Origin of the sequence: Sphingopyxis sp. GC21 (assembly GCF_025727575.1) — a bacterium.
Lineage (GTDB): Bacteria > Pseudomonadota > Alphaproteobacteria > Sphingomonadales > Sphingomonadaceae > Sphingopyxis > Sphingopyxis terrae_A.
This window is the reverse complement of record NZ_CP095845.1, coordinates 2,731,806-2,745,217: the sequence shown is the minus strand read 5'-3', so window position 1 is coordinate 2,745,217 and position 13,412 is coordinate 2,731,806. Positions and strand designations below refer to the sequence as shown.

12 protein-coding genes and 1 tRNA gene are annotated in these 13,412 nt (G+C 64.7%); 10 read left to right on the top strand and 3 right to left on the bottom strand.

The window, feature by feature from the left end; translation table 11 throughout:
• Positions 1–65: 65 nt before the first annotated feature.
• Positions 66–239, bottom strand: coding sequence for a bacterioferritin-associated ferredoxin (locus tag MU856_RS13305; protein ID WP_263587733.1), 174 nt, complete (start codon positions 237–239; stop codon positions 66–68).
• Positions 240–436: 197 nt separating this feature from the next.
• Here MU856_RS13305 and purS point away from each other — a divergent pair, with 197 nt between their 5' ends.
• Entirely contained in the window at positions 437–667 is a 231-nt protein-coding gene (purS, locus tag MU856_RS13300; protein WP_058812514.1) for a phosphoribosylformylglycinamidine synthase subunit PurS, read from the top strand.
• Positions 668–689: 22 nt separating this feature from the next.
• Positions 690–1,355, top strand: coding sequence for a phosphoribosylformylglycinamidine synthase subunit PurQ (gene purQ, locus MU856_RS13295; protein ID WP_062768115.1), 666 nt, complete (start codon positions 690–692; stop codon positions 1,353–1,355).
• Here purQ and MU856_RS13290 read toward each other — a convergent pair.
• Together MU856_RS13290 and MU856_RS13285 are read right to left on the bottom strand one after the other, a co-directional pair.
• A complete protein-coding gene (locus MU856_RS13290; protein ID WP_263587732.1) occupies positions 1,317–1,706 on the bottom strand; it encodes a hypothetical protein in 390 nt (129 codons plus the stop codon). The two genes, purQ and MU856_RS13290, sit on opposite strands and share 39 nt — an antisense overlap.
• Before the next feature lie 5 nt (positions 1,707–1,711).
• Entirely contained in the window at positions 1,712–2,458 is a 747-nt protein-coding gene (locus MU856_RS13285; RefSeq protein WP_062901866.1) for a queuosine precursor transporter, read from the bottom strand.
• Between the two features lie 72 nt (positions 2,459–2,530).
• On the opposite strand from MU856_RS13285, the gene MU856_RS13280 reads away from it, so the two are divergent.
• The 8 genes from MU856_RS13280 (at position 2,531) to MU856_RS13245 (ending at position 13,408) form a co-directional block, all read left to right on the top strand.
• Positions 2,531–2,607, top strand: a tRNA-Arg gene (locus MU856_RS13280).
• Between the two features lie 489 nt (positions 2,608–3,096).
• Positions 3,097–5,397: a TonB-dependent receptor gene (locus MU856_RS13275; protein WP_263587731.1), complete on the top strand. Its 2,301-nt coding sequence runs from the start codon at positions 3,097–3,099 to the stop codon at positions 5,395–5,397.
• 23 nt (positions 5,398–5,420) lie between these two features.
• Complete coding sequence (locus tag MU856_RS13270) at positions 5,421–7,061, top strand: carboxylesterase/lipase family protein (protein ID WP_062900789.1); 1,641 nt, start codon at positions 5,421–5,423, stop codon at positions 7,059–7,061.
• Positions 7,058–8,617, top strand: coding sequence for an AMP-binding protein (locus MU856_RS13265; protein ID WP_062902985.1), 1,560 nt, complete (start codon positions 7,058–7,060; stop codon positions 8,615–8,617). The genes MU856_RS13270 and MU856_RS13265 overlap by 4 nt, the downstream gene beginning before the upstream one ends.
• Positions 8,618–8,665: 48 nt before the next feature.
• Positions 8,666–9,358 (top strand): TetR/AcrR family transcriptional regulator, encoded by a 693-nt coding sequence (locus tag MU856_RS13260; RefSeq protein ID WP_082820024.1) that lies wholly within the window; start codon positions 8,666–8,668, stop codon positions 9,356–9,358.
• A gap of 93 nt (positions 9,359–9,451) precedes the next feature.
• Positions 9,452–10,351, top strand: a complete 900-nt coding sequence (locus tag MU856_RS13255) for an SDR family NAD(P)-dependent oxidoreductase (protein WP_062900788.1) — start codon at positions 9,452–9,454, stop codon at positions 10,349–10,351.
• Positions 10,352–10,421: 70 nt separating this feature from the next.
• Positions 10,422–12,086 (top strand): MFS transporter, encoded by a 1,665-nt coding sequence (locus MU856_RS13250; RefSeq protein WP_062900787.1) that lies wholly within the window; start codon positions 10,422–10,424, stop codon positions 12,084–12,086.
• Positions 12,083–13,408, top strand: coding sequence for a glycoside hydrolase family 1 protein (locus MU856_RS13245; RefSeq protein ID WP_263587730.1), 1,326 nt, complete (start codon positions 12,083–12,085; stop codon positions 13,406–13,408). The genes MU856_RS13250 and MU856_RS13245 overlap by 4 nt, the downstream gene beginning before the upstream one ends.
• Positions 13,409–13,412 lie beyond the last annotated feature (4 nt).

Below are 13,412 nucleotides of genomic sequence, written 5' to 3'. Positions count from 1 at the left end.
ACAGGATTATAGGCCCCCCGACCCGTTCAAGCCAAGCTGAAAAGTGGCGGAAATCTTGGAAAAATTCAGGCGGTCGCCGTGATGTCGCTGATGATATTGCGAGCGAAAGGCAGGCATTGACCGCATTTGGGTTTGCGACCCAGTTGCGCATAGGCGGCCTTGGCGCAGCGCAACTCGCCGTCCTTTGCGACGTCGCGCAAATCGCGTTCCCTTATTGCGTTGCAGACACAGACGACCATGTGCGAATCCTTCTCAACAAGGCTGATCTAGGGATAGTGCGAGGGATTCGCAACAGGAAAGTTGCGAGCGGTTCGCATTTCCCTGATGCGGCCGATTTGCCGCGCTGGCCCCTTGCCCGCGCGGCGATTCGCGGGCATAGGCGCGCCCATCCTCCCCGGCCCGAACCCGCCCGGCCGAAACATGAAGGTACGCGCCCATGAAAGTGAATGTCTATGTGACGCTCAAGCCCGGGGTGCTCGACCCGCAGGGCAAGGCGATCCATCATGCGCTCGAAGGGCTGGGCTTCGGCGGCGTGGCCGATGTGCGCGCCGGCCGCTTCATCGAACTCGACGTCGCCGACGGCACCAGCGATGCCGATCTCGACGCGATGTGCGCAAAGCTGCTCGCCAACACGGTGATCGAAAACTACCGCATCGAACGCGCCTGACCACCGCGAAGGAGCCTTGCTCATGAAGACCGCCGTAATCGTCTTTCCCGGCTCCAACTGCGATCGCGACATGGCCGTCGCGCTCGAAACCGTGACCGGCGTCAAGCCCGCGATGGTTTGGCACCGCGAGACGGCGCTTCCGGACGGCACCGATTTCATCGCGCTGCCTGGCGGCTTCTCCTATGGCGATTATCTGCGCTCGGGCGCGATGGCGGCGCGGTCGCCGATCCTGCGCGCCGTCGCCGACGCTGCGGCGCGCGGCGTGCCGGTGCTGGGCGTGTGTAACGGCTTTCAGGTGCTGACCGAGGCGCAGTTGCTGCCGGGCGCGCTGATGCGCAACGCGGGCCTCAATTTCGTCTGCCGCACGGTGCCGCTGACTGTCGCCAACAGCCAGTCGCTGTTCACCGCCGCCTATCGCGCGGACGAGACAATCCATATTCCGGTCGCCCATCATGACGGCAATTATTTCGCCGACGCCGACACGCTCGACCGTATCGAGGGCGAGGGGCGCGTGGCCTTTCGCTATGCCGACAGCGTCAACGGCTCGGCACGCGCCATCGCAGGCGTGCTCAACGATGCGGGCAATGTCCTCGGCATGATGCCGCATCCCGAACGCGCGATCGACCGCGCGCATGGTGGCACCGATGGGCTACGCCTGTTCGAAGCTGCGCTCGGCGTTCTCGCCTGATATAGCCGCCGGCGCTGGCGCATCGGCGCGCGGCCCCAGCCAGCGTCCGACGATCAACAGCGCCGTCGGCCAGAACATCGTGTTCCAGATATCGTGCCAGTGCGCGGCGTCGGGCTGGATCGCCGAGCGGCCGATCTCGGCCTGAAGGTCGAGCCATTCGCCGCCGCACGCCATGACAAGTACCGCAACCCAGGCGATCAGTCCGCCACCGCGCCGCCGCCAGATCAGCCGCACCGCCAGAAACAGCGCCAGCCCGAAATAGATATGCAGCGCGTCCTTGCCGAGCCCGACCGAGGCGACGATCGACAGCTTGTGCTCCTCGAACAGCGCGGCGAGCAGGGTCAGCGTCACGCGGATCAGACCTTGGCGCGGAAGGGGGTAAAATCGGTTCCCTCGTCAAACACGTCGACGCCCTCGCGGCGCTTGAGCGTGCCGACCACCAGATAGGTGACGGGGGTCAGCGCCGCCTCCCAGGCGGTCTTGATGAACCATTGCGACAGCACGACCTGATAAAGCTGCTCGGGAGGCCAGCCGGCGAGTCCGTAAAAGGCGAGCGGGTAGAAGATCAGGCTGTCGAGCCCTTGGCCGACGATCGTCGAACCGATGGTGCGCATCCACAGATGCCGGCCCCCGGTCCACAGCTTCATGCGCGCGAGGACATAGCTGTTGGCGAATTCGCCGACCCAGAAGGCGGTCATCGAGGCGATGACGATGCGCCAGCTGTTGCCGAACACGAATTCATAGGCCGCTTGCCCCGGCCAGTCGCGCGCCGGCGGCAGCGCGACGACGACCCATGCCATGAACGCCATGAAGACGAGCGCGGCGAACCCGGTCCAGATCACCCGGCGCGCCCGCGCATAGCCATAAACCTCGGTCAGGACGTCGCCGATGATATAGCTGATCGGAAAGAAGAGCACGCCCGCGCCAAAGGCCCATTCGGTGCCCCAGGGCAGGGTGACATAGCTCGGTTTCGATGCCCCGATGATGTTGCTGAGCAGCAGGATCGCGACAAAGGCCGCCATCACCAGATCATAATAGCGGAACTGGTGCACGCTGGCGGCGCGGACGTGCACGGGATGGGCGGGCGGCGGAGACTCGGTCATCGACGCATTGCTTAACCGGCTTTGCAGCCCTCGCAAACCACGCTATTCGCGCGATCCACAGCCTTGGTGCACGCGCCCGTAGCTCAGCTGGATAGAGCACCCGCCTTCTAAGCGGGTGGTCGCAGGTTCGAATCCTGCCGGGCGCGCCATTTTCCGTTGCTCTTTATGGTGCGACATTGCCGCTGGCGTTCGGCTACGACATTTTCGCTCCCACCGGAAACGACCGAAGCGCGACATTCACGGCATCGTCATCCTGAACTTGTTTCAGGATCCATGGTCCGCCATTTCCTTTTGCGCTGCGCCGGACGAAAGCTCCGTCCAAGGATGCTGAAACAAGTTCAGCATGACGAGAAGCGAGGACTATGCGGCGCCACATTTCCGCTCACCCTGAGCTTGTCGAAGGGTGTTCACAGGCCACCCTTCGACAAGCTCAGGGTGAGCGGTTAGGGAAAGTGGCAACGTTCGCTTCCTACCCCGTTCGAGATATCCAGGCATCGCAACGGCGCTCGCCCGCTTCACCCGTGCGGCATTTCATTTATTCACGCACATGTGAGTGAGTGTTGACATCGAAGCGGGCCGCGGTCATAAATCCGGGGCAGAGACGGCTTCGATAAGGTCGTCCAGGAGGGAGAGGTTTCATGAAGGCACCGTTGCTCGTGTCCGCTTCGGCGGTCGCCCTGTTCGCGCTACCCGTTGCTGCCCAGGCCCAGTCGTCCGACGCGCCGCCGCCCGCCGACGAGGCGGCACGGGACGGCGCGCGGCCCAGCGAAGATATCATCGTCACCGCGACGCGCCGTAGCGAACGTCTGCAAGACGTGCCGCTCAGCGTCACGGCGTTCGGCCAGCGCGAGCTCGACGATCTGGGCATCGTCGGTTATGAAGGTATCGCGCAGAATACGCCCGGCATCGTCGTCAACCGTCCGACGCAGAATTTCAACAATTTCACTGCCCGCGGCATCAACACCAACGGCTATTCGGCGGGGCTGCAGAGTGCGGTTGCCATATATGTCGACGAACTGCCGATCTCGGCGAACGGCAATTCGACCATCCTCGATCCCAATCTCTACGACGTCGAGCGCGTCGAGTTTCTGCGCGGGCCGCAGGGGACGCTGTTCGGATCGAACTCGCTGGCGGGTGCGATGCGGATCATTACGAAGAGCCCCGACCTCAACGCTTTTGCCGCATCGGCGAGCGTCGATCTGGGGCTGACGGGATCGAGTTCGCTGCGCCAGCGCTATAATGCGATGGTCAACGTGCCGATCATGCAGGACGAAATGGGTCTTCGCATCACCGGCTATTATCGCAACGAAGACGGCTGGGTCGACAATATCGGCACCGGGATCAAGGATTCGAACAGCCTTGAAGCCTATGGCGGCCGCGCGATCCTGCTGATGCGGCCGAGCGACCGGATGAAGGTGAAGCTGCTCATTTCCTATGAGAACAGCAAGCCCGCCGATTCGGGCCTGATCAACCCAACGCTTGGCAAGTTCGTGCGCAATTCGGACCGGCCCGACCTGTTTCAGGGCAAGCTCACCAACTATAATCTCACGGTCAATTACGAGTTTGATTTCGCCGAGCTGATCAGTTCGACGACGCTGTCGACCTATGATGCGTCCTTCTATGTCGACCTGGCCGGCACCTATGCGCAGGCCTTCCCCTTCGCGCTCGACGCCTATGGTTATGACGATCTGTTCGTTCAGGAAACGCGGCTCGTCTCGCGCGGCGACGGGCCGTTCCAGTGGGTTGCGGGCTTCTTCTATTATGACAAGCGCCGGAGCGTCGATTTCGCCTACCGGTCGAGCCCCGAATATCTAGCAGCGAAGAATATCGTCGGGCTGCCGGACGAATATTATCAGCGCTTCAACAGCTATACCGACCAGAACGAGGTCGCGGGCTTCGGCGAGCTGACCTACAAGTTCAGCGACAAATTCTGGATCACCGGCGGGCTGCGCTACGGCAATACGCAAGTGCAAAGCTTCACCCGCGGCGGCGGCTACAATAGCAATTACCTGACCATCGCCTATTGCCTGTCCTTCCCGGCGGCGTGCGGCTTTTATGTGCCGCCGCTCGCGATCACCTCGATCCCCTATGCCGAGGGGCTGAAGGTTTCGGACGACCGCCTGTCGTGGAAGGCGAGCGCGTCGTGGAAGCCGAGCGAGGATCTGACGACCTATGTCACGGTGTCGACCGGCTTCCGCACCCCGGTGGTCAATGCGCGCGCTGGGCTGGTGAGCACGATCGACCCCAATGATATCGTCATCCCCAGCGGCGCCCGTTCGGACAGCGTGACCAACTATGAGGCCGGACTAAAGGGCCGGTGGCTGGGCGGCGATCTGACCGCCAATCTGGCCGCCTACTATATCGACTGGAAGAATATCCAGGTCCAGGCGAACCGCGTGTCGGATTCGATCCAGTTCGCGACCAATATCGGGGGCGCCGAAAGCTATGGTCTGGAGTTCGAGATCATGGCGCGGCCCATCCAGGGCCTCAGCCTCGCGGTCAACGGATCGTTCAATGAGGCGAAGGTTACCAAGCTGACGGCGGTCGAGGCGGCCATTTCGGGCGCCGAAGTCGGCACCCGGCTGGCCTCGCCCCATTTCCAGGGCTCGGCAACGCTGCGCTATGATTTCCAGATGGCCGGCAGCAACAGCGGCTTCGGCGCGGTGAACGTGTCGCATGCGGGGTCATTCCCCAACCAGTTCCCGAACGTGCCGGGCAAGCCCAATGTGGTCAGCCCGACCTTCGATTATACCGAGGCCTGGACCAACGTGAACCTTTACGCGGGGGTCAAGCTCGGCGCGCTCGGGCTGACCGCCTATGTCGAAAATCTCTTCAACGACAGTTCGATCACCTACGTCCATCCCGAAGCCTTCCTCGACGGTCGCTACGCCCGGATGCGCCCGCGCACCGTCGGCGTTCGCGCGGACTATCGCTTCTGATCGGCCGGAGCAGGAGAGACATCATGCCCCGCTTGCGGATCTGCGCGCTCGCGCTCTCGCTTCTTCTCCCGGCCCCGATCGCGGCGGCGGCGGATGCCGATCCGCTGGTCGCGGCCCCCGCGGGCAGCGTGCGCGGCGTAGTGGAACGCGACGTCCGCATATTCCGCGGCATTCCCTATGCCCAGGCCCCCGTCGGGGAGCGCCGCTGGCGCCCCCCGGTGGCGGCGGCGGACTGGGACGGGGTGCGTGACGCAAGTCAGTTCGGTGCCGCGTGCATGCAGCCCAAGCCGCGCGCCGGGAATATCTATGCGGGAAGCTTGCCCGCGATGAGCGAGGATTGCCTGTCGCTCAACGTCTGGGCGCCCGAAAATGCGAAAAATGCGCCGGTGTTCGTTTGGATACACGGCGGATCGCTGATGGCGGGATCGGGTGCCGAACCGATTTATGACGGCAGCGCGCTGGCGCGGCGCGGGATTGTCGTGGTGACGATCAACTACCGGCTCGGCATGTTCGGCTATTTCGCGCACCCGGCGCTCAGCGCCGAGGCGCCCGATCATGTGTCGGGCAATTACGGCCTGCTCGACCAGATTGCGGCGCTGCAATGGGTGAAGCGCAACATCGGCGCCTTCGGGGGCAATGCGGCGAATGTCACCGTCGCGGGCGAATCGGCCGGTGCGCTCAGCGTGATGTATCTGATGACGGCACCCGCTGCGCGCGGCCTGTTCGCCAAGGCGGTGGCACAGAGCGCCTATATGGTGTCGGCACCCGCACTGCGCGACCGGGTCAACGGCATGGTTCCGGCCGAAGAGCAGGGGAGTGATCTGGCCGCCAAGCTTGGGGCGACCGATCTTGCGGCGCTGCGGGCGCTGCCCGCCGAGACGATCGCCGACAAGGTGCCGACGACGGGCTATTTCCCCTTTCCGGCGATCGACGGCAAGACGGTGCCGCGCCAGCTCGTCGACAGCTTCGATCGCGGTGAACAGGCGCCGGTGCCGATATTGGCGGGTTTCAACAGCGGCGAAATCCGGTCGCTGCGCTTTCTCTTGCCGAAGCCGCCGGCCGATGCGGCCGCTTATCAGGCGGCGGTTCGCGCTGGCTATGGCGAGTTCGCCGACATGTTCCTCGCGCGCTATCCGGCCAAGAACATCGACGAAAGCATGCTCGCGGCGACGCGCGATGCGATGTACGGCTGGACCGCCGAGCGGCTGGTTTCCGACCAGGCGGCGGCGGGGAAGGGAGCCTATTTCTATCTCTTCGATCATGGCTATCCCGCGACCCAGGAGTGGAATCTCCACGCCTTTCACGCCTCCGAACTGCCCTATGTATTCGGCACCGCGTCGCGGACCCCGCCGCTGTGGCCGAAAATTCCCGACACGCTGGCCGAGCGCAAGCTCAGCGAAGCGATGGGCGATTATTGGGCGAGCTTCGCCGCCACCGGCAAGCCCCAGGCCAAGGGTTGGCCGGACTGGCCCGACTATACCGACGATCGCGGCTTTCTGCATTTCGCGGATACACCGCGCGCTGGCCACAATCTCTTCCCCGGCACCGCGGCGCTGCACGAGGCGGTGGTCTGCCGCCGCCGCGCGGCCGGCGATATAGCGTGGAACTGGAACGTCGGCATCATCGCGCCGCCGTTGTCGCCGAAGGCCGAGGGGTGCCAATGATCGACGGTTCGATGCAGTCCTATGCCCTGACGCTCGACAAATTCCTCTCCCATGCCGCGAAATGGCATCCCGGCGCCGAAGTGGTGTCGGCGGGACTGGACGGCGGCGTGCGGCGCATTGCCTATGCGGTTCTGCGGGACCGTGCGCTGCGCGTTTCAGCGGCGCTGGCGGCGCTCGGGATCGCAATGGGCGCGCGCGTCGCGACGCTGGCCTGGAATACGCAGGGCCATGTCGAGGCGTGGTACGGCATCATGGGGATGGGCGCGATCTGTCACACGCTCAACCCGCGCCTGACCCCGGCGCAGCTCGGGTCGATGCTGCGCCAGTCGGAAGCGTCGGTGCTGCTGGCGAGCGCCGACCTTCTGGGTCTGGCGCGCGATGCGACGCGCGGCCTCGGCGCGCCGCCGCGCATTCTTTTGCTCGACGAGGCCGAAGGGGAGGATGCGCTCGAACCGCATATCATTGGCGCGGCCGCCGATGTGCCGTGGGGCGATTTCGACGAGAATACCCCGTCGGGGCTGTGCTTTACATCGGGCAGCACGGGCGCGCCAAAGGGCGTCACCTACACGCATCGTGGTTGCTATCTTCACACGATGCGCCAGCTTCAGGCCGACGTTCTCGGCATTACCGCGCGCGATGCGGTGATGCCCGTCGTGCCGATGTTCCATGCCAATGCGTGGGGAATTCCCTTCACCGCACCGGCCGTCGGCGCCAAGCTGGTGCTGCCCGGACGGCACAGCGACGGCGCGCATCTTGCCCGGCTGATCCGGGCCGAAGGCGTTACCGCGGCGGTCGGCGTGCCGACGGTGTGGCTGGGGCTAGTCGAGCATCTGGAGGCCGAGGGCGGCGAGGTGCCGACGCTTGAGCGTATCCTGGTCGGCGGGTCGTCGATGCCGCCGGCGCTGATGGACCGGATCGAACGGCGGCTGGGTGTCGAGGTGCAGACGAGCTGGGGCATGACGGAGTTGTCGCCGCTGGGGACGGCGGCGCTGCCGGGCGACCCGGCACGGCGACCGGATCTGTCGGGGCGCCCCGCGATGGGCATCGACCTGCTGCTCACCGACGGTAACGGACGGGCGCTCGCCGAGCAGCGCGGTGCCGAGGGGCATTTGCGCGTGCGCGGCGGTTCGGTCGTGGAACGCTATTTCGGGCAGAGCGAGCCGGCGACCGATGCCGACGGCTGGTTCGACACCGGCGACCTCGCGCGGATCGACGCCGGGGGCAATCTGACCATTACCGGGCGCGCCAAGGATCTGATCAAATCGGGCGGCGAGTGGATCAATCCCGCCGAGATCGAGGCGATCGTCGCGGGGCTGCCACAAGTGTCGCTCGCCGCGGTGATCGGACGCAGCGATCCCAAATGGGGCGAGCGGCCGATCCTGCTCGTCGAAACCTGCGACGATGCGATCAGCGATGCCGATCTGCTGGGTTCGCTCGATGGCCGCGTCGCATCCTGGTGGGTTCCCGATGCCGTCGTGCGTCTGGCCGCGATGCCGCTCGCACCGACGGGCAAGATCGACAAAATGCAATTGCGGGCGGAATATGGACAGGTGTAGGCCCACGCGGTCGCACCCGATTGAACGAAGCCCCGGAAGGAAGTGAATTTGGCGTCGAAGGCAAAGACTGCGGCAAAGCGGCCATCGAAGGCGGAACAGCGCGCCGAAATGATGGAGCAGATTCTCGACGTCGCCGAACTTCTGTTTTCGAAGCATGGCTTTCACGGTGTCACGCTGAAGGATGTCGCAAAGCAGGTTGGCGTGCACCACACGCTGCTGAACTATTATTTCGACGACAAGCAGACGCTGTTCGATGCCGTTTTCGCGCGCCGCGCCGTCGTTACGATCGATCGGCGGATGCAGGCGCTCGACGATTATGAGCGCGCCGCCGCCGGCAAGCCGACGGTCGAAGGTGCGCTGCACGCCTTTCTCGACACAGACCTCGACCTCTACATCCAGGGCGGCGAGGGGTGGAAGAATTACGGGGCCTTTGGTGCGCAGGCGTCGAACAGCCCCGAAGGCGCGGAATTCATGGACAAATATTTCGATCCCGTGGTCCTGCGGCTGATCGACATATTGAAAAAGGCGCTGCCCGACGCGGCCGAGGAAGATATTTTCTGGGGCTATCACTTCGTGACCGGCGCGCTGATGCTCACGCTCGCGCGGACCGGGCGTATCGACAAATTGTCGCACGGCCTGTGCCTGTCGGACGATTATGAAGCGGTAAAGCACCGGATGGCGCGCTTCATGGCGGCGGGTTTCCGCGAAATTTGCGAGCAGCGAAAGCGGGACAGGGGTTAAAGCCAGCGTGCGCTGCGTGTCTACCGCGGCTGACAGCGCACCAGCGTAAATTCACTCACAAGTGAGTTATGATTTGAAAGCGAGAGGGCGGCGATGAAGAAGGACTTGCAGGACCGGGTAGCGATCGTGACCGGGGCGGGCGGCGGGCTGGGCCGCGCCCACGCACTGATGCTGGCAGGCCATGGCGCGCGCGTTGTCGTCAACGATCGCGACGCCGCCGCCGCCGAAGCCGTGACGGGCGAGATCGTCGCATCGGGCGGGCAAGCGATCGCGGCGCCCGCTTCGGTTACCGACACCGCTGAGGTCGCGGCGATGGTTGATGATGTGACCGCGGCATGTGGCGGGATCGACATATTGATCAACAATGCCGGCATCCTGCGCGACAAGAGCTTTGCGAAGATGGACATCGACGATTTCCGTCTGGTCATCGACGTCCATCTGATGGGCGCCGCCATCTGTTCGAAGGCAGTGTGGGACCAGATGCGCGAGCGACGCTTCGGACGCATCGTGATGACGACCTCTTCGTCGGGGCTCTACGGCAATTTCGGCCAGGCCAATTACGGCGCTGCCAAGATGGCACTCGTCGGCCTGATGCAGACGCTCGCGCTCGAAGGCGAACGGCACAATATCCGGGTCAATTGTCTGGCGCCGACCGCTGCGACGGCGATGACCGACGGCGTACTCGCGCCGGAAGCGTTGGCGCGGCTGGCGCCCGAGGCGGTGAGCCCCGGGCTGCTCGCGCTGGTCGGCGATACCGCGCCGACGCGCGCCATCCTCTGTGCGGGGGCCGGGCATTTCGCGAGCGCGCATGTCACGCTGACCGACGGGCTGTTCGTGGGCCGCGGCGAGGATGCGGCCGCGCGCGTGGTTTCGGAATGGGACCGCATCACCGATCGCCGCGGCGAGGTCGTGCCGGCCTATGGCTTCACGCAGGCCGAGCGCGAACTGGCGAATGCGGGTTTCACGGCGCCGACGATGGCGGTGCAACGCTGACAATCCCCGGGGCGTGGCGGACGGGCCGGTCAAGAGCCCGCCGTCGCTGCCGGGATGAAGGGAGAAGGATATGACGACCGACAGCCAGGCCGCGCCCGAAGCGGGCAAGGGCCAGAATGAGAAGCTGGTGATCGCTGCTTCGTCGCTGGGGACAGTGTTCGAATGGTATGACTTCTATCTCTATGGCCTGCTCGCCACGGCGCTTTCGCATCACTTCTTTTCGGGGGTGAACGAAACGACGGGCTTCATCCTTGCGCTGATGGCGTTTGCTGCGGGGTTTGCGGTGCGGCCGTTCGGCGCGCTCGTGTTCGGCCGCGTCGGCGACATCGTCGGCCGCAAGAATACCTTCCTCGTCACCATGGCGATCATGGGACTGTCGACCTTCGCGGTCGGCTTTCTGCCCGGCTATGATACGATCGGGGTCGCGGCACCGATCATCCTGATGCTGCTGCGTCTGCTGCAGGGACTGGCGATCGGCGGCGAATATGGCGGCGCCGCCGTCTATATCGCCGAACATGCCCCGCCCGGAAAACGCGGCCTCTACACCAGCTTCATCCAGACGACGGCGATGATCGGGCTGATCCTGGCGTCGACCTTTGTCGTGTCGCTGCGATTGTTCATGGATGCCGATACCTTCAACGCCTGGGGCTGGCGGCTTCCCTTCATCTTTTCGATCGTGCTGCTGTCGGTCGCGCTGTGGATACGCCTGCAGCTTGAGGAAAGCCCGGTGTTCCAACGGATGAAGGCGGCCGGCGCGACGTCGAAGGCGCCGTTGAAAGAGGCCTTTGGCGAATGGCGCAATTTGAAGATCGTGCTCATTGCGCTGTTCGGGGCGGTGGCGGGGCAGGCGGTGATCGGCTTTGCCGCGCACCTCTATCCGCTCTTCTACCTCGAACGTATCGCGCGGGTGGACGGCGCGACCGCCAATTTCCTGGTCGCGACGGCGCTCCTCATCATCATTCCAAGTTTCGTCTTCTTCGGCTGGCTCAGTGACCGTATCGGCCGCAAACCGATCATGATGACCGCCTGCGTGATCGCGGTGTTCGTCTATTTTCCGCTCTACAAGGCGCTCGTTGTCGCCGCGAACCCTGCGATGGCCGCGGCGGTCGAGCGCGCGCCGGTCACGGTCGTGGCCGATGCCGGCGAATGCTCGTTCCAGTTCGACCCGATCGGCAAGAACAGCTTTGACCAATCGAGTTGCGACATCGCCAAATCCTATCTGGCAAAGAACGGCATCAACTATGCCAACCGCGATGCGCCGGCGGGAAGCGCCGCGTCGGTGCGCGTCGGCGACCGCGTGATCGCCGTCGCCGACCCGGTGGGGCTCGACAAGGATGCTCGGGCGGCGGTGGTCGCCGCCTTCGGGCGCGAGGCGAAAACGGCGCTCGATGCGGCGGGCTATCCCGACAAAGCCGATCCGGCGCAGGTCAACAAGACGAAGGTGATTCTGATCCTCTGCGTCTTCGGACTGCTCGCGACGATGGTCTATGGCCCGCTCGCCGCACTGCTCGTCGAGCTGTTCCCGGCGCGCATCCGTTACAGTTCGCTGTCGCTGCCCTATCACATCGGCAACGGCTGGATCGGCGGCTTCATGCCGACGATCGGCTTCGCGATGGTCGCGGCGACGGGCAATATCTATCAGGGGCTGTGGTATGCAGTCATCATTGCGGCGGTGACCGCGGTCGTCGGCATCCTGTTCCTGCCCGAAACCTACAAGCGCGACATCGAGGCATGAGCGGGGGCGATGCCATTGCGCGCCGTGCGCTGATCCAGGGGGCGGTCGGCGCCGCCGCCGCGCCGGTGCTGCTTGGCAACGCCCCGGCGTCGGCGCGGCGCAAGCCCGCGCCGAAGGGCTTTCTGTGGGGCGCGGCTATCTCGGCGCATCAGAGCGAAGGGAACAACACCAACAGCGACGCCTGGCTTGCCGAGAATATCGAACCGACGCTGTTCAAGGAGCGGTCGGGCGACGCGTGCGACAGCTATCACCGCTACGATCAGGATTTCGCGCTCGCGCAGCAATTGGGGCTGAACTGCTATCGGCTCGGTATCGAATGGGCGCGAATCGAGCCGAGCGAGGGGCATTTCTCGAACGCCGAACTCGACCATTATGCCCGGGTGCTGACTGCCTGCCGCGCGCGGGGGCTGGCCCCCGTCGTGACGCTGAGCCACTTCACCGTGCCGCTGTGGTTCGCGAAGCGTGGCGGGTTCGAGGTCGCCGACGCGCCGCAGCTCTTCGCGCGCTATTGCGCCAGGGTCGCCGAGCGGCTCGGCGGGCTGATGCATCTCGTCACCACCTTCAACGAAGCCAATATCGGCCTGCTCGTGTCGCTGTTCCCCCAGTCGGACGCCGGTGCGGAGCTGCAACGGGCGGCGCAGGCGGCCGCGGTCGCCGCAACCGGATCGCCCAAATTCTCGCGCCTCGCCTTCGCCGATCCTGCGGTTACGACCCCGCTGATGCAGGAGGCGCATCGTCGGGCCTATGCGGCGATCAAGGCAGCGCGGCCCGAACTTCCGGTCGGCATCGCGCTTACGACTCAGGATATCCAGTCGGCGGGCGCGCCGTCGCTCGTCGCCGATTATGAGCGGCGGCTCTACGGCAACTGGATCGATGTCGCCCGCGACCACGCCGACTTCTTCGGGGTGCAATGCTACACGCGGCTCGTCTTCGACGAAAAGGGCATGGTGCCGCCCCCGAAGGACGCCGAAAAGACGCTGTCGGGTTATGAATTTTATCCGCAGGCCTTGGCGAATACGATCCGCTGGGCGCACCGGACGATCGGCAAGCCCATCTATGTCACCGAAAGCGGGGTCGCCGTCGCCGACGATGCGCGCCGCGTGGCCTTCATCGATGCGGCGCTCGACGGCGTCCGCGCCTGTCTCGACGAAGGCATTGCCGTCCACAGCTATATCTACTGGTCGCTGCTCGACAATTTCGAATGGACGTCGGGCTATTCGGTGCCCTTCGGGCTGGCCGCGGTCGATCGCGACACTTTCGTCCGCGCCCCGCGACCCAGCGCGCATCACTTCGGCGCGATCGTACGCGCGAACCGGATCTAGAATC

Bases quoted from the DNA above. Each gene is read 5' to 3' on its own strand.
- MU856_RS13255 (WP_062900788.1), top strand. From the start codon at position 9,452: ATGAAGAAGGACTTGCAGGACCGGGTAGCGATCGTGACCGGGGCGGGC.
- MU856_RS13250 (WP_062900787.1), top strand. From the start codon at position 10,422: ATGACGACCGACAGCCAGGCCGCGCCCGAAGCGGGCAAGGGCCAGAAT.
- purS (WP_058812514.1), top strand. From the start codon at position 437: ATGAAAGTGAATGTCTATGTGACGCTCAAGCCCGGGGTGCTCGACCCG.
- MU856_RS13245 (WP_263587730.1), top strand. From the start codon at position 12,083: ATGAGCGGGGGCGATGCCATTGCGCGCCGTGCGCTGATCCAGGGGGCG.
- MU856_RS13275 (WP_263587731.1), top strand. From the start codon at position 3,097: ATGAAGGCACCGTTGCTCGTGTCCGCTTCGGCGGTCGCCCTGTTCGCG.
- MU856_RS13265 (WP_062902985.1), top strand. From the start codon at position 7,058: ATGATCGACGGTTCGATGCAGTCCTATGCCCTGACGCTCGACAAATTC.
- MU856_RS13270 (WP_062900789.1), top strand. From the start codon at position 5,421: ATGCCCCGCTTGCGGATCTGCGCGCTCGCGCTCTCGCTTCTTCTCCCG.
- MU856_RS13305 (WP_263587733.1), bottom strand. From the start codon at position 239: ATGGTCGTCTGTGTCTGCAACGCAATAAGGGAACGCGATTTGCGCGAC.
- MU856_RS13285 (WP_062901866.1), bottom strand. From the start codon at position 2,458: ATGACCGAGTCTCCGCCGCCCGCCCATCCCGTGCACGTCCGCGCCGCC.
- purQ (WP_062768115.1), top strand. From the start codon at position 690: ATGAAGACCGCCGTAATCGTCTTTCCCGGCTCCAACTGCGATCGCGAC.